The organism is Thioclava sp. ISO4, from assembly GCF_058105145.1.
In genome coordinates this window covers 1,961,225-1,976,729 of the sequence record NZ_CM176571.1, presented here as the reverse complement: position 1 = coordinate 1,976,729, position 15,505 = coordinate 1,961,225, and the positions used below count along the sequence as shown (strand labels likewise).

General features: G+C 65.2%; 10 protein-coding genes. 4 read left to right on the top strand and 6 right to left on the bottom strand.

All coding sequences use genetic code 11. The features are described 5' to 3' along the window. Window positions 1–16: 16 nt before the first annotated feature. A complete protein-coding gene (locus AC2TZ7_RS09750; RefSeq protein ID WP_489866749.1) occupies window positions 17–1,810 on the bottom strand; it encodes a tetratricopeptide repeat-containing sulfotransferase family protein in 1,794 nt (597 codons plus the stop codon). Window positions 1,811–2,017: 207 nt separating this feature from the next. Between AC2TZ7_RS09750 and AC2TZ7_RS09745 the strand changes: the two genes are divergently transcribed. The 3 genes from AC2TZ7_RS09745 to AC2TZ7_RS09735 all read left to right on the top strand — a co-directional run bounded on the left by AC2TZ7_RS09745 (window position 2,018) and on the right by AC2TZ7_RS09735 (window position 6,963). Continuing rightward, window positions 2,018–3,403 (top strand): HPP family protein, encoded by a 1,386-nt coding sequence (locus AC2TZ7_RS09745; protein WP_489866748.1) that lies wholly within the window; start codon window positions 2,018–2,020, stop codon window positions 3,401–3,403. A 261-nt stretch (window positions 3,404–3,664) separates the two neighbouring features. Continuing rightward, the gene (gene clpA, locus AC2TZ7_RS09740) at window positions 3,665–5,983 is read left to right on the top strand and encodes an ATP-dependent Clp protease ATP-binding subunit ClpA (protein ID WP_134332065.1); all 2,319 of its coding nucleotides are present in this window, start codon (window positions 3,665–3,667) and stop codon (window positions 5,981–5,983) included. Between the two features lie 56 nt (window positions 5,984–6,039). After that, on the top strand, window positions 6,040–6,963 hold the full coding sequence (locus AC2TZ7_RS09735; RefSeq protein WP_489866747.1) for a M23 family metallopeptidase: 924 nt from the start codon (window positions 6,040–6,042) through the stop codon (window positions 6,961–6,963). A gap of 3 nt (window positions 6,964–6,966) precedes the next feature. Here the strand turns inward: AC2TZ7_RS09735 and AC2TZ7_RS09730 are convergent, their stop codons facing one another. Then, window positions 6,967–8,847, bottom strand: a complete 1,881-nt coding sequence (locus tag AC2TZ7_RS09730) for a cation:proton antiporter (protein ID WP_489866746.1) — start codon at window positions 8,845–8,847, stop codon at window positions 6,967–6,969. Window positions 8,848–9,131: 284 nt separating this feature from the next. Between AC2TZ7_RS09730 and AC2TZ7_RS09725 the strand changes: the two genes are divergently transcribed. Continuing rightward, entirely contained in the window at window positions 9,132–10,715 is a 1,584-nt protein-coding gene (locus AC2TZ7_RS09725; protein ID WP_489866745.1) for a DEAD/DEAH box helicase, read from the top strand. A gap of 134 nt (window positions 10,716–10,849) precedes the next feature. Here the strand turns inward: AC2TZ7_RS09725 and AC2TZ7_RS09720 are convergent, their stop codons facing one another. From AC2TZ7_RS09720 to nuoN, 4 genes are read right to left on the bottom strand one after another with little or no spacing between them, the layout of a single operon-like run. Further along, window positions 10,850–12,472, bottom strand: a complete 1,623-nt coding sequence (locus AC2TZ7_RS09720) for a ribonuclease J (RefSeq protein ID WP_489866802.1) — start codon at window positions 12,470–12,472, stop codon at window positions 10,850–10,852. A gap of 47 nt (window positions 12,473–12,519) precedes the next feature. Then, window positions 12,520–13,296 carry a type III pantothenate kinase gene (locus AC2TZ7_RS09715; RefSeq protein ID WP_078599292.1) on the bottom strand — a complete coding sequence of 259 codons (777 nt, stop codon included), beginning with the start codon at window positions 13,294–13,296 and terminating at the stop codon, window positions 12,520–12,522. 16 nt (window positions 13,297–13,312) lie between these two features. Continuing rightward, window positions 13,313–14,065 carry a biotin--[acetyl-CoA-carboxylase] ligase gene (locus tag AC2TZ7_RS09710; RefSeq protein ID WP_489866744.1) on the bottom strand — a complete coding sequence of 251 codons (753 nt, stop codon included), beginning with the start codon at window positions 14,063–14,065 and terminating at the stop codon, window positions 13,313–13,315. Further along, window positions 14,055–15,494 (bottom strand): NADH-quinone oxidoreductase subunit NuoN, encoded by a 1,440-nt coding sequence (gene nuoN / locus AC2TZ7_RS09705; protein ID WP_489866743.1) that lies wholly within the window; start codon window positions 15,492–15,494, stop codon window positions 14,055–14,057. The genes AC2TZ7_RS09710 and nuoN overlap by 11 nt, the downstream gene beginning before the upstream one ends. Between the last annotated feature and the right edge of the window lie 11 nt (window positions 15,495–15,505).

Below are 15,505 nucleotides of genomic sequence, written 5' to 3'. Positions count from 1 at the left end.
CACGGCAAGCCCAAACTCAGTCGAGCTTGGCGAAAGCTGCTTCCAGATAGGGGGCGTATTTCTCCCAGGCCTGCGAGCTGCCCTTGTAGATCGGCTTCGACACCTGATCGCGCGAGGCGGTGCGGGCGATGCGCTTGTTGTCCTGCGGACGCAGGCAGGCCTCGTCGAAGGGCAGTTCGAGATAGTCGAGCAAGGCGCGGATCTCCGCTTCCGGGTTCTCCACCAACTGCGCGTAGCTCAGATCGTAGATCGTCTCGCCAAAGAGCGATTTCCAATGCGCCATCAGGTCCTGATGCAGCGCCCGATAAGCCACGAGATCGTCGAGGTCGTGGGCATAGGCATTGCCGTCGGAGCTGAAATTCAGCCGGTAGATCGACCAGATCACCGCGCGCGGATCGCGCTGCAGTTGGATGATCTTAGCCTCGGGAAACAGCGCCCGGATCGCCCCGACCCAGCGGAAATTGAGCGGCATCTTGTCGGTCACGAAGGGCGCGCCTTTCGCGTGGTCGCGCAAAACCTCGCGGTACTCGGCGCGGATTTCATCGGCCTTGGCGTGGAAGTCTTCCGAGGTCGACCAGTCGAGTGCGGACATCGCACTACTTAGCTCAGTCAACTCACCGCCTGGTTCAACCAAGGGATGGGCGCTCACAATCTGTTCGGTCAGCGTCGTGCCTGAGCGCGGTAGGCCAACGATAAAGATCGGCTCGGGTCCACTCTGTGGCGCCTCGGTGATTTTGTCAGGCGCGGCCGGGAAGGCCTGCTTGATCTGCGCGAAGAGCGTTTCGTCCTGCTCAATCGTGTAGCCCAGCAGCTTTTTGCGCCGCGCATTGCCGCGCGCATAGTAAGCGAAGGACTTTTCGGTCTCGCCAATATCCTCGTAAGCCTTGCCAAGCGCGAATTCGAACCGGACCCGCTCCCTATCCGAATGATGCGGTGCCTCAAGCGAAGCCTCGAGACGCCCGATGACAGGATCGCCTTCAGAAATACGCGTCGCATTTATAAGTGAAGCCAGCGCCTCGGCATGCGCGGGATCAATAGCAAGCGCACGCTTGTAATAATCGATCGCGCCCGGTTTATCGCCCAGATCACGCCGGACATCGCCCATGGTAGTCAAGGCCCGGAAATTGTCCGGCAGCTTGGCCAGAACTTCCGACAGATGTCGTTCGGCCTCCTGCGATTTGCGGTTCACGACCAGAACGTTCGCGAGATTGAGCTGTGCCTCGACGAAATCGGGTGCGGCCTCATGAGCGGCACGATACATCTCGAGCGCTTCGTTTTGCTCGCCCGCGCGGCGCTTGGCATTGCCAATATTGTTTAGCGCAACCGGATCGCCAGGCCGCAACTCCAGAACGCGTTCGAATTCAGTAACCGCCTCGTCGTCGCGAAAGAGCGCCATCAATTCGTTGCCATAGCTGCCGTGCGCGTCAGGCGCGTCGGGGAACATGCCCACCAGTTCGCGATAGAGCACTGCAGCCCCCGCGTGATCGCCCAAAGCCGAGAGCGCCGCTGCACGCACTTCCATTGCTGCCGGCGCACGCGGGAATTCCTTGAGAACGCGGGCGGCGGCCTCGGCAGCCTCACGGTCACGGCCCGACTTCTTGAGCCCGAAGAGCTGGTTGATTACCGGGCGCGGCGGGTTCATCGGACGGGTCGCGCGCGACTGCGAGATCTCGGCCAGCCCGGCCTGCGCGCGCTTGTTGCCGGGGAACTTTGCCAGCACCTCGCGATAGAGCGCCTCGGCCTCGGCAAAGGCTCCGCTTTTCGCATGGGCCTTCGCCGCGCGCAGCGTCTTGTCTATCGGTCCGGCCATCGCGCTCTCCCCGTTTTGCGTCCCGCCTGTAAAGTCGCGCCGCACCATAGAGGCACCGCACATGATGGCAAGGTGCCAGACGCCCTTGCGGTAGTCACCCAGCCCCGAACTCGCGACGCCGGGCCACTGCGCCCTCACCGCCCCCGCGCTTGCATCCGCGCGTGGCAGGCGCGATACCTGTCGCACCTTTTTCAACCCAGAGAACCGATGCCGATCTCACACCTGCCCAAGAATGTCCGCCGCCAGTTGCGCCGCTTCGGTCCCTCCATGGGGCGCAGGCCCGCGGTCGACATTCTGCGCGGCGCGGTCGGTGCGGGGGTGGCAATCCTCGTCGTGACCTTCATCGTGGCCACTCTGCCCCATTCGCGACAGGCCGGGATCTACCTCGTCTCCAGCTTCGCCTCTATGGCGGTGCTCTTGTTCGTTTTGCCGAATTCGCCTCTGGCGCAGCCGTGGTCCGCGATGATGGGGATGATAATCTCCGCGGTGGTGCCGGTCGCGGTGCTGATGGTGACCCCGCCGCCCTATGCGGACGGGCTGGCGGTCGGTGGGTCGATCGCGGCGATGATGGCGGCGCGCGCGCTGCATCCGCCCGCAGCCGGGATCGCGCTGCTGGTGGTGCTGGAACATGAGGCGGGGCGACGGCTCGGCTTCGAGTTCGCGATTTTCCCGATCGCGGTGATGACCGTGCTGATGATCGGGTTCGCGATGATCTGGAACCGGCTGTTCGGCATTTCCTACCCGACGCGCCCGCTCGCCTATCATCCGGCCCATGTCGGACGCGCGCGTGGCCCGGCCCGCTCGCTGAGCCAGCGCGACCTTTCGAACCTGCTGGTAGAGTTCAACCAGTCGGCCAATATGGACCCCGCCGATCTGGCGCGGCTGATGGCGGTGGCCGAACACCGCGCCGCCGAGTCGCTTCTCGCCGATACGCATGTGCGCGATCTGATGACGCAGAACCCCGTCACCGTCAGCCCCGAAGCGCCGCTGTCCGAGATCGTGCGCAAGATGACCGCGCTCAACGTGCACACGCTGCCGGTGGTCGACAATTCCGGCTATTATCTGGGCGTGGTCGATCAGCACGATGCGCTCGACGAGCTGTTCAAGGAATTCGACATCCTGCGCCGCCCGCTGCGGTTCCGCGCAGCCCCACCCGAGGCCGAGGTCCGCGCGATCTTCCATACCGATATCGAGACCGTCGAAGGCGACACGCCGGTGGGCGAATTGCTCGAACGGCTGGCCCGGCGCGAGGCGCGCGTCGTGCCCGTGACCGAAAGCGGACGGCTCGTGGGCATTCTGACCCGGACCGACATCATGGCGCTGCTCTTGGAACATTCGCCTGCCGCCCATACCGAGGCGGAGCTCGACGAGGAAGTCTACGACGACGAAGAGGACGATACCTCCGCTGAGGAGCCCTCGACCAAATCGACACCCGCCGCGAGCGCCGAAGACACGCCTGCGCGCGCGGGCAACACTGATCCCGAAGAGGCCGAACTGGCGGCGGAATTGCAGCAAAGCACCGCGCGCCGTCCGCCGGTCTTTGAGGACACGCAACACGACACCGCCCAAAGCCGCAGCGAGTCGCCCAAGTAACCGGCAATACGCTTGAACGCGCGAAAACCCTCCCCATATGGGAGAGGACACACGCAACCCCCCTAGATATTGCGCGCCTCATCGGTATCCCTGCACCGTTGCGCCCGTTAAATGACCGTTTTTTCCGCACGAATCGGAGTCCGGTCGGATTTTGGGCATGAAAAGACTTGAAGCGCGGCGATTTCCACCGAACTTTAATCTTATAGGGCAACACTAGGCTGGGTATCCTCCCGCGCCGCCCTCCGAGGAAAGGAGCAGATAATGCCGTCGTTTTCCAATACGCTCGAACAGGCAATCCACGGGGCGCTGGCGCTCGCCAATGCCCGAAAGCATGAACTCGCGACGCTAGAACACCTGCTCCTCGCCTTGATCGACGAGCCGGACGCCGCGCGGGTGATGAAGGCCTGCGCCGTCGATACCGACGAATTGCGCCAGACCTTGGTGGAGTTCATCGACGATGAGCTGTCCACCCTCGTGACCGAAATCGAAGGCTCGGAAGCCGTGCCGACCGCCGCCTTCCAGCGCGTGATTCAGCGCGCGGCCATCCACGTCCAAAGCTCGGGCCGCTCGGAAGTGACCGGGGCCAATGTGCTCGTCGCGATCTTCGCGGAACGCGAAAGCAACGCCGCCTACTTCCTGCAAGAGCAGGACATGACCCGCTACGACGCGGTGAACTTCATCGCGCATGGCGTGGCGAAGGACCCCGAGTTCGGCGAAACCCGCCCCGTTTCCGGCGCCGAGGAAGAGGCCAAAGCCGAAGGCGCGACCCAGGCCGAAGCCAAGGATTCCGCGCTCGAGAAATACTGCGTGAACCTCAACGCGAAATCCGAGAAGGGCGATGTCGACCCGCTGATCGGGCGTGAGCACGAGGTGGAGCGCTGCATTCAGGTGCTTTGCCGCCGACGCAAGAACAACCCGCTTCTGGTGGGCGATCCCGGCGTGGGCAAGACCGCAATCGCGGAAGGGCTCGCGCTGAAGATCACGCGTGGCGAAACCCCGGAAATCCTCGCCAATTCGACGATCTACTCGCTCGATATGGGCGCGTTGCTCGCGGGCACCCGCTATCGCGGTGACTTCGAGGAGCGTCTGAAGGCTGTCGTGAAGGAGCTCGAAGAGCATCCTGATGCGATCCTCTTCATCGACGAGATCCACACCGTGATCGGGGCCGGCGCGACCTCGGGTGGCGCGATGGATGCCTCGAACCTGCTGAAGCCCGCGCTTCAGGGCGGCAAGCTGCGCACCATGGGCTCCACCACCTACAAGGAGTTCCGCCAGCACTTCGAGAAGGACCGCGCGCTGAGCCGCCGATTCCAGAAGATCGACGTGAACGAGCCGTCGGTGCCGGATTCCATCAAGATCCTGATGGGTCTGAAGCCCTATTTCGAGAAGCACCACGACATTCGCTACACCAACGACGCCATCAAGACGGCGGTCGAACTGTCGGCGCGCTATGTCCATGACCGCAAGCTGCCCGACAAGGCGATCGACGTGATCGACGAGGCGGGTGCGGCCCAGCATCTCGTGGCCGAAAGCAAGCGGCGCAAGACCATCGGCCCGAAAGAGATCGAGGCGGTCGTCGCCAAGATCGCACGGATCCCGCCGAAATCGGTCTCGAAGGACGATGCCGAAGTGCTCAAGGATCTCGAAAAGACTCTCAAGCGCGTCGTGTTCGGTCAGGACAAGGCGATCGAGACGCTGTCCTCCGCGATCAAGCTGGCCCGTGCGGGTCTGCGCGAGCCGGAGAAGCCGATCGGCAACTACCTCTTTGCGGGCCCGACCGGCGTCGGCAAGACCGAGGTCGCCAAGCAGCTCGCCGATACGCTCGGCGTGGAACTGATGCGCTTCGACATGTCGGAATACATGGAGAAGCACGCGGTCTCGCGTCTGATCGGGGCGCCTCCGGGCTATGTCGGCTTCGATCAGGGCGGCATGCTGACCGACAGCGTCGACCAGCACCCGCATTGCGTGCTGCTCCTTGACGAGATCGAAAAGGCCCACCCGGATGTCTACAACATCCTGCTGCAGGTGATGGATCACGGGAAGCTCACCGACCATAACGGCCGGACCGTCGACTTCCGCAATGTGATCCTGATCATGACCTCGAATGCGGGCGCCGCCGAACAGGCGAAGACCGCAATCGGCTTCGGGCGCGATCGGCGCGAGGGCGAGGATACGGCCGCGATCGAGCGGACCTTCACGCCCGAGTTCCGCAACCGTCTGGACGCGGTGGTCAGCTTCGCGCCGCTGCCGCGCGAGGTGATCTTGCAGGTGGTCGACAAGTTCGTGCTGCAACTCGAAGCGCAGCTCATCGACCGCAACGTCCATATCGAGCTTACCCCGGCCGCCGCGAACTGGCTCGCCGAGAAGGGCTACGACGACAAGATGGGCGCGCGTCCGCTGGGCCGGGTCATTCAGGAGCATATCAAGAAGCCGCTCGCCGAAGAGCTGCTCTTCGGGAAGCTCACCAAGGGCGGCGTCGCCAAGGTCTCGGTCAAGGACGACAAGATCGTCATCAAGGTCGAGGAACCGGGCAAGAAGCGGATCTCCGGCTCCAAGCCGCGCCTGCTGACCGCCGAATGATCGAATCCGTGCTCCGCGCGGTATTTATAAGCCTACTCGTCCCGGCCGTGCCCTGCATGGCCGGGACTTTTCTATCCGACGCGCCGAAGCTGCAGATGCCGGTCGAGTGCACGCTTGGCCAGGACTGCTACATCCAGAACTACGTCGACCGCGACCCTGGCCCCGGCGCGCGCGATGCGGGCTGCGGCGGGCTGACCTATGACGGACACAAGGGCACCGATTTCGCGCTGCTGACCGAGGCGCAGATGCAGGCGGGCGTGCAGGTGATCGCCGCCGCCCCGGGCCGTGTCATTGCTACCCGCGACGGAGAACCCGACGGGGCTTTTGCCACCGGCCAGACGGTCGAGGGAAAGGAATGCGGCAACGGGATCACCATCGACCTCGGCAACGGCTGGCAGACCCAATATTGCCACCTGCGCGAAGGCTCCATATCCGTGACCCGCGGCGATCAGGTGGCGGCGGGCGCGCCGCTCGGCCTCGTCGGACAATCGGGTAAAGCAGCGTTTCCCCATCTGCACCTTTCGCTGCGCCACGACGACATGGTGATCGACCCGTTCGATCCGGAGATGCAGGACGCCTGCGCGACGCAGACAACTCAGACGCTCTGGTCCGCCCCCATCACCTATCGGCCGAGCGGTTGGCTCGAGGCCGGGGTTACCGCCACCTTGCCACGTTTCGAGACAGTCTTGGCTGGCGCTCCCCTGCCCCCGCCCCGCGAAACCGGCCCCGCGCTTGTCTTGTGGGGCTACGGCTTCGGCCTGCGTGCGGGGGACACGATCGGGTTCGAGATCACCGGCCCGGACGAGATCCGCATCAGCACGACCAGCGAGGTCGACGCGTCCAAGGCCCGGTTCTTACGCTATGTCGGCAAGAAAGCCCCGCCGGACGGATGGCCGAAGGGGCACTACGAAGGCCAGATCACGCTCAGCCGCGATGGCGCGGTGATCGCCCGCCGCACCCTCACCGCCCGGATCGACTAGGCCTCACGGGATTCGCGCGGCAGGCCCCTGCTGACCCGAGGGCTTCTCCCCGGCCTTGGCTTTCTGCGCGGTTTCTTCCTCGAACGCCTCGGGCGGCAGGAGCGAGATCAACCGCCCGCCCGGTTCGACCTTCATCTCGGCCGCATCGATCACGAAGCGCAGATCGCCGCTTTTCGCCACGACCATCACGGGCTTCGCCTTGGGCCGCTTCTTGCGCCAGTCGGGCAGCCTGTATTCCTCGGTGATCCGGGTGACGCGGAACCGCCAGCCCTCCGACAGCAGCTTCTCCCAATTCTCCAGCGTCCGCCCCTCGCCAAAGCGGCGCCCACCGAGCTGCGTCGGCAGCGCGTGACGTTCGCGGTCGTCCTTCTGGCGCGGCACCTGCCAGACCTTGTCGCGGCCCAGCTCGGGCGCGAGATCGGTCGCGACGAGCGTGTTGTAGGCGTCGTTATCGGTGGCAGCGAGCAGGGTCGAATAGGCCATCAGCTCGACCTTGTCCTCCGCCGCCTCGCCCAGAATGTCGCCGTAGAAGGTCTTGAGCCCATTGGCGCGCGGGCGGATCAGATGGGCATGGTTCGGGTCGGTGATCAGCACCGGCACCTCGGCCTTGTTCAGCGTCTCGGCCAGCGCCGTGGTGAAGCGCGAGCCGCCCACGATCAGCAGGCCCGGCTTGTCGGCATTAGCCAGCCCCAGCTTCCGCGCCAGCGGCGCCAGCGTGAAGCCGTGCACGATCACCGTGACCAGCACCAGAACGAAGGCCAGCGGCCCGATCCGCAGCCCGTCCGCGACGCCGATCTCGGCCAGACGCTGCCCGAAGAGGCCCGCCACCGCGACCAGCACCACCCCGCGCGGGCCGGTAAAGGCGATCAGCAGCCGCTCGTTGCGCGGCAGTGCCGTCCCGATCAGCGAAATCAGCACCGTCAGCGGCCGCGCCACCAGCACCACGAGAATAACGAAGAGGAGCGCGTGCCAATCGAGCGCGGCAAGCTGGTCGATTTCGATATTCGCGGCGAGCAGGATGAACACGCCCGAGACCAGCAAGACCGTCGCGTGCTCCTTGAAGCGGCGCAGTTCCTCGTAGGACGGCAGGTCGGCATTGCCGATCACCAGCCCCATCACGGTGACCGCCAGCAGCCCGCTTTCATGCAGCACGTGATCCGTCACCGCGAAGGTGCCCAGAAGCGTCGCGAAGAGCACCGGCACCTTCATGAATTCCGGCACCCACCCGCGCGAGAAGCTGCGCGCGATGCCCCAGCCGATCGCACCGCCGATCGCAGCCGCAAAGCCGATGCCGAGCGCGAGATGCCCGACCGCCTCGCCCATCGGCAGGTTGGAGCGCAGCGTGAACACCACCTCGAAGGCCAGAACCGCCGCCAGCGCGCCGATTGGGTCGTTCACGATGGCTTCCCATTGCAGCAGGCGCGCGGGCCGGCGGGCGAGTTTCGCCGTGCGCAGAAGCGGCGCGATCACCGTGGGGCCGGTGACGACCATGATGCCGCCGAAGACCGCCGCGCTCTCCCAGCTGAGCCCCGCCCCCCAGACGAGCGCGAGTGCCGAGAGCAACCAGCCCAGAGGCGCGCCGATGAAGACCAGCCGCCGGACCCCGGTTTTCGCATCGCCCAAGCGGTGGAAATCGAGAGAGAATCCCCCCTCGAACAGGATCACGGCCACCGCGAGCGCGATCAGCGGGCTCAGCAAGTCGCCGAAATCCTGGCTCGGGTTCAAAAGCCCCGTCGCGGGCCCCGCGATGAGCCCTGCGACCAGCATAATCACGATGGCGGGCAGGCGCAGACGCCAGGCCAGCCATTGCGCCCCAACACCGCACACACCCACCAGCGCAAAGGCCAATACCGGGCCGAGACCCGCCGATTCCGCAATTGCCATACCTGTCCCTCGTCACGCTTCGGGATCAAACCCCGCTCAGGAGGTCAGGTTCCGTGCCCTTTTGCAAGAGGCCGAATATCGCGCAGGACCGCGCTATGTTCCGCGCGCAGCCCCGGGTCACCCCCTGAAAAGATTGACCTTTGCGTCGCAATCCGGTAGGGCGCAGTCAAGCTCCGTAATCCGGCGGAGCTTCTCCTGGGCGCCCGGTTCCTAAAGCGCCCGACAGCGGCCCCGCCCGATGCGGGTCGCGACAGGACGCGATCAAAGGTAAACCAAGGAAACCCATGACTAAATTCACCGATCTGAAGCTGGACCCGAAAGTCCTTTCCGCCGTTGTCGATGCTGGCTACGAAGAGCCCACGCCCATTCAGGCTGGCGCCATTCCGCCCGCGCTCGAAGGCAAGGACGTGCTCGGCATCGCGCAGACGGGGACCGGCAAGACCGCCAGCTTCACCCTGCCGATGCTGACGCTGCTGCGTCGGGGCCGCGCCCGCGCCCGGATGCCGCGCTCGCTCGTGCTCTGCCCGACCCGCGAACTGGCAGCCCAGGTCGCCGAGAACTTCGACCTCTACGCCAAGAACACCAAGCTGACCCGCGCGCTGCTGATCGGCGGCGTGTCCTTCGGCGAGCAGGACAAGCTGATCGACAAGGGCGTCGACGTGCTGATCGCGACGCCGGGCCGCCTGCTCGACCATTTCGAGCGCGGCAAGCTGATCTTGACTGATGTGAAGGTCATGGTGGTGGACGAAGCCGACCGGATGCTCGACATGGGCTTCATCCCGGATATCGAGCGCATCTTCCAGCTGACGCCCTTCACGCGCCAGACGCTGTTCTTCTCGGCCACGATGGCCCCGGAGATCGAGCGGATCACCAACACCTTCCTGCACGCGCCGACGCGGATCGAAGTGGCGCGTCAGGCGACCACGGGTGCCAACATCACGCAGAAGCTGATCCAGATCGAACCGGCGCGCCGCGACCAGACGGCCAAGGCCAAGCGCGAATTGCTGCGCGCGGTGATCGCAGCCGAGGGCGAGGCCTGCACCAACGCGATCGTCTTCTGCAACCGCAAGGTCGATGTCGATATCGTCGCCAAGAGCCTGCAGAAATACGGCTTCGACGCCGCGCCGATCCACGGCGATCTCGACCAGAGCCAGCGCACGCGTACGCTCGAGAATTTCCGCGATGGCAAGCTCAAGCTGCTGATCGCCTCCGACGTGGCCGCCCGCGGCCTCGACGTGCCCTCGGTGAGCCACGTCTTCAATTACGACCTGCCGATGCATGCCGAGGATTACGTCCACCGGATCGGCCGCACGGGCCGCGCGGGCCGCAAGGGCACGGCGATCTCGATCGCGGTCCCGTCGGACGAGAAATTCCTCGGTCAGATCGAAAGCCTCGTCGAACAGGAAATCCCGCGCGCCGAGCCGCCGGAAGATTTCGAACTGTCCGAAGGCGCGAAGCAACCGGCGCGCAAGCGCGAAGACGCCAAGGGCGGTCGCTCGCGCGGCGGGCGCAGCCGGGATCGTGGCGGGCGTGGGTCGAAACGCGACCAGCGCAGCGAAGAGACGCAGCAGCCGCAAAGCGCCGCTCCGCAGGAGCAGCAGGAGCAGGAGAAGGCCCCCAAGAAGGCCGAGGCTCAGCCCGAAGAAGCCCGCAGCGAAGCCCCCGAGGCCGCGAGCGCTCCGAAGCCGCAATCGCGCAGCCAATCTTCCGACGAGGGCGGCAATGCCCGCCGGTCGCGCGGTGGCCGCAACCGCCGCGAGCGCGACAACGAAGTCGTGGGCATGGGCGATCACGTCCCGGACTTCCTCACCGTCTCCTTCCGCCCCGGCGCGATTGAGGAGACCGCCGAGGACAAAGCGGACAGCTGACGCTCTCATATTGGTAAAAATATCCCCGCCGGAGGCCTCCTCCGGCGGGGTTTTTCTTTGTCTTCAAGGATGGGGCGCCCCCCTGCCCGCTTGCGCTTGGGCGATCCGCGCCCTTTTGGGGCGCGGAGCCGCGCTCAATCGGTCAGGCGGCTGGTGACGACGATCACTTCGGGCTTCTTGCCGATCTCTTCCATCGAGACCTGACGCGCGATGCGACGCAGGCTCTCGTCGATCTTGTCGTCATTGTTGAGGACCTTGATCGAAGCGCGTTCGAGATATTGCGTCATCTCGTCTTCGATCGTCTCGGCCAGCGGCGCGCCCGAGCGGCCCAGTTTCGGCAGGCCGTTCAGCTCGACCCAGGGCTCGCCCAGCGGCTGGTCCTGCTCGTCGAGGATCAGGGTCACAAGGCACAGCCCGTTCAGCGCCATGCGCATCCGGTCACGCACCACGCCGTCCATCGCACCAATCTGCACCGAACCGTCGAGGTAGGTGCGGCCCGCTTCGATATATTCGACGACTTTCGGCGCCTTGCCGGTCAGGTCGATCATCGTGCCGTTCGTCGCGACCTCGGACGGGATACCCTTATCCGCGGCCAGCTTCGCGTGTTCGCGCAGGTGGCGATGCTCGCCATGCATCGGGATCAGCATCTTCGGCGCGAGCAGCTCATGGACCGCTTCCAGATCGGGGCGGTTCGCGTGGCCCGAGACGTGATAGAGCCCGCCGTGATCGTCCACCACGTCGACGCCCATCTCCGAGAAGGCGTTCATGATGCGGATCACGCCGCGCTCATTGCCCGGGATGGTCTTCGAGGAGAACAGGAACGTGTCGCCCTCTTTCAGCTCGAGACCCAGATATTTGCCACGGCTCAGCTGGGCCGAGGCCGCGCGGCGCTCGCCCTGAGAGCCGGTCACGATCAGCATCAGGTTCTGGCGCGGCACGTCGCTCGCCTCTTCCGCCGAGATCGTGCCGGGCATGCCCTTGAGCACGCCGGTTTCTTCGGCGACCGAGACCATGCGCTTCATCGCGCGGCCCAGCAGGCAGACGGAGCGGCCCGCGGCCTTGCCCGCCTCGGCGAGCGTCTTCAGGCGCGCCACGTTCGAGGCGAAGGTGGTCGCGACGACCATGCCGGTCTGGGCGCGGATCAGCTCCGAGATCGGCTCGGCCAGCGTGGCCTCCGACCGGCCCGGCAGCGGCGAGAAGACGTTGGTGGAATCGCTCACCAGAACCTTCACACCGTCGCCTTCCTTGGCGATGGCATGCCACATCTCGGGCTCGAAGGGCTCGCCCACGATCGGGTTGCCGTCGAGCTTGAAATCGCCCGTATGGACGACGCGCCCGGCGGGCGTGTCGATGATGAGGCCGGAGCTCTCGGGGATCGAGTGCGAGATCGGCACGAATTGCACCTTGAAGGGACCGGCCTCGATCACGGTCGGGCGCGGCTCGACGATCTGGATCGTCTCGGCCGGGATGCCCGCCTCTTCCAGCTTCAGCTGACCGATGCGGCCGGTGAAGGCGCGCGCATAGACCGGCTTGCGCAGCTTGTTCCAGACATGGGCCAGCGCGCCGATATGGTCTTCATGGGCGTGGGTGATAAAGATCGCGTCGATCCGGTCGGCATTCGCTTCCAGCCATTCGAGATCGGCAAAGATCAGATCGACGCCGGGCGTGCTATCCATATCCGGGAAAGTCACGCCCAGATCGACAACGATCAGCCGCTCTTTCCCCTCTGGGCCGTAGCCGTACACATAGGCGTTCATGCCGATTTCGCCGGCACCGCCGAGGGGGAGGTAGATCAGTCTGTCACTCACGCGGGAAGGTCCTTGTTATAGTCGTTGAGGAGGCGAAGGCCGTGCATGGTAAGGTCGTAATCGACACTGTCAAAGAGGTCAAAGCCCTGCGAGAACAGTTCGGCCAGACCGCCGGTCGCGATGACTTTCATCGGGCGGTCGCGTTCGAGCCGGATTTGGCGCACGACGCCTTCGACGAGGCCGATATAGCCCCAGAAAACGCCCGATTGGATACAGGCGACGGTATTCGTGCCGATGGCCTTTTCGGGCATCGTCACATCGACATGAGGTAGGGCGGCAGCGGAGGCGTGCAACGCCTCGAGCGAGAGGTTGACGCCGGGCGCGATCACCCCGCCGATATAGGCCCCGTCGGAGGCCACCACGTCGAAGGTGGTCGCGGTGCCGAAATCGACGACGACGATGTCGCCGCCATGCCGGTCATAGCCCGCCACCGTGTTCACGAGGCGATCCGGCCCCACGGTCGTGCCCGGATCGACGCGCGGCTCGACCGGCAGGCGGCATTCGGGCTTGCCCACCACGAGCGGCCGACAGTTGAAATACCGGTTCGACAGGACCCGCAGGTTGAAGACGACCCGCGGCACGGTCGAGGAGATGATCACCTCGGTGATTTCGCCCGCGATCTCCTGCACGCGCATCATGCCCGACAGCCAGAGGAAATATTCGTCCGCCGTGCGCTGGTGGTTCGTCTCCATCCGCCATGTGGCGACGAAATCCGTCCCGTCCCAGACCGAAAAGACCGTATTGGTGTTGCCGCAGTCGATGCAGAGAAGCATGGCTCCCCCTTTCCGCTCAGAAAAAGATATCCGCTGCCGAGATGGCGCGACGGCCCTCGGGCGTGGTCAGGATCAGCGCGCCGGTCTCGTCGATGGTCTCGAAGGTGCCGCGATAGGTCTCGCCGCCGACCCGGGCGGTGATCTCCTCGCCTAGACGCGCCGCGCGGGCGAGCCACGCATTGCGGATCGCGTCGAAACCGTAATCGCGGAACTGCCGGTCGTAATGATCGAAGGCCTGCGCCAACATCGGCAGGAACTCCGCCGGGGTGATCTGCATCCCGGTCTCGCCGATCAGGCTGACCGGGGCCATCGCCTCGGGCTCGACCTCGCTGCGGTCGGGCGCCTGCGCGAGGTTCACACCGATGCCGATCGCGATCTGCTCACCGCCCCGCAGGCTCTCCAGCAGGATGCCCGCGATCTTGCCACCGCTCAGCAGCACGTCATTGGGCCATTTGATCGAGAGCCGCGCATGCGGGCCCCCGACATGGGCGAGCGCCGCTTCGAGCGCCAGAGCCGCGACGAAGGAATAGAGCGCCGCCTGCCCCAGCCCGCCCTCGGGCCGCATCACCAGCGTCGCCGAGAAATTGCCCGTGGGCGCGCGCCAGGCACGGCCGCGCCGACCGCGGGCCGCGGTCTGCTCATGCGCAAAGATCCACGCTGAACCGGAGAGGCCCGGCGCTAGCCGGGCCGCTTCATCCATGGTGCTATCGACCGAGGGCAGGACGTGTCGCGCCACGCCCTCGGGCCAGTCATCGCGCTCAGTTGACAAGAGCCGCCGCCGCAGCCTGGGCCGCGCCCTCGATGCCGAAGAGGTTGAAGATACCAACCAGCATCGCCAGCGCGGAGACCATCAGAAGCCCCCATTGGATCGCGGGCATCCGGTTGTCGAGCGGGTCCGTCTCCTTGCCGAAATACATGTAGAACACGATCCGCAGGTAGTAGAAGGCCGCCACGACCGAGGCGATCACGCCCAGCAGCACGAGCCAGATATAGCCCGCATGCAGCGCCGCCTGGAGCACCGCGAACTTGGCGAAGAAGCCTAGGAACGGCGGCACGCCCGCAAGCGAGAACAGCAGCACCAGCATCGCCAGCGCCTTGGTCGGATCCTGACGAGCATATTGGTTCAGCGACTTGATATCGGTCACCGGCTGGCCGTCACGCTCCATCGAGAGCATGAAGGCGAAGACGCCGACATTCATCGTCACGTAGATCGCCATATAGGTCAGCATCGCCTGCACGCCCTCGGCGGTGCCCGCCGAGAGGCCCAGCAGGACGAAGCCCATATGGGTGATCGAGGAATAGGCCATCAGGCGTTTGATGTTCGTCTGACCGATCGCCGCGACCGAGCCCCAGACCATCGACAGGCCCGCGAGCAGCGCGAGGATCTGCCCCCACTCCGCCGGCACCTGACCGAAGGCGTCGAAGAGGAGCCGTGCGATCAGCGCCGTCGCCGCCACTTTCGGCGCGGTGGCGAAGAAAGCGGTGACCGGCGTGGGCGAGCCTTCATAGACGTCGGGCGTCCACATGTGGAACGGCACCGCCGAGACCTTGAAGGCGAGACCGGCGATCAGGAAGACCATGCCGAACAGCAGGCCGATCGGCAGGTGACCTTCTTGAACCACTTCGATGATACCCGCGAATTGCGTGGTGCCCGCGAAGCCGTAGGTCAGCGACGCGCCATAGAGCAGGATGCCCGAGGACAGCGCGCCGAGCACGAAATACTTCAGACCCGCTTCCGAGCTCTTCTCGCTTTCGCGGCGCAGCGCGGCCACGATGTAGAGCGCGAGCGATTGCAGCTCGAGGCCCATATAGAGCGACATCAGGTTGCCCGCCGAGACCATCATCATCATGCCGATGACGGCCAGCGTCGCGAGGATCGGGTATTCAAAGCGCAGCAACCCGCGGCGCTGCATGTAATCGGTGCCCATCGCGAGAACCAGCGCAGCCGAGACCAGGATCATCACCTTGGTGAAGCGCGAGAACGCGTCGTCGATGAAGAGGCCACCGAAGGCCTCATGCGACCCTACCTCGGCCAGACCGATCCAGGCCGCGATCACCAGCATGACGCCGGAGGTGATCCACAGCAGGGTCGGCGCAAGCTTGTCCTTGCCGAACCACACACCCGCGAGCAGCGCCACCATCGCGTAGACGGCGAGCAAAAACTCCGGAAGGACGATCGAGAAATCCGCAGAAGTCATCCCTCAGCTCC

Excerpts from the sequence above, each read along its gene's own strand:
- AC2TZ7_RS09750 (WP_489866749.1), bottom strand. The coding sequence starts at position 1,810 with ATGGCCGGACCGATAGACAAGACGCTGCGCGCGGCGAAGGCCCATGCG.
- AC2TZ7_RS09745 (WP_489866748.1), top strand. The coding sequence starts at position 2,018 with ATGCCGATCTCACACCTGCCCAAGAATGTCCGCCGCCAGTTGCGCCGC.
- clpA (WP_134332065.1), top strand. The coding sequence starts at position 3,665 with ATGCCGTCGTTTTCCAATACGCTCGAACAGGCAATCCACGGGGCGCTG.
- AC2TZ7_RS09735 (WP_489866747.1), top strand. The coding sequence starts at position 6,040 with ATGGCCGGGACTTTTCTATCCGACGCGCCGAAGCTGCAGATGCCGGTC.
- AC2TZ7_RS09730 (WP_489866746.1), bottom strand. The coding sequence starts at position 8,847 with ATGGCAATTGCGGAATCGGCGGGTCTCGGCCCGGTATTGGCCTTTGCG.
- AC2TZ7_RS09725 (WP_489866745.1), top strand. The coding sequence starts at position 9,132 with ATGACTAAATTCACCGATCTGAAGCTGGACCCGAAAGTCCTTTCCGCC.
- AC2TZ7_RS09720 (WP_489866802.1), bottom strand. The coding sequence starts at position 12,472 with ATGAACGCCTATGTGTACGGCTACGGCCCAGAGGGGAAAGAGCGGCTG.
- AC2TZ7_RS09715 (WP_078599292.1), bottom strand. The coding sequence starts at position 13,296 with ATGCTTCTCTGCATCGACTGCGGCAACACCAATACGGTCTTTTCGGTC.
- nuoN (WP_489866743.1), bottom strand. The coding sequence starts at position 15,494 with ATGACTTCTGCGGATTTCTCGATCGTCCTTCCGGAGTTTTTGCTCGCC.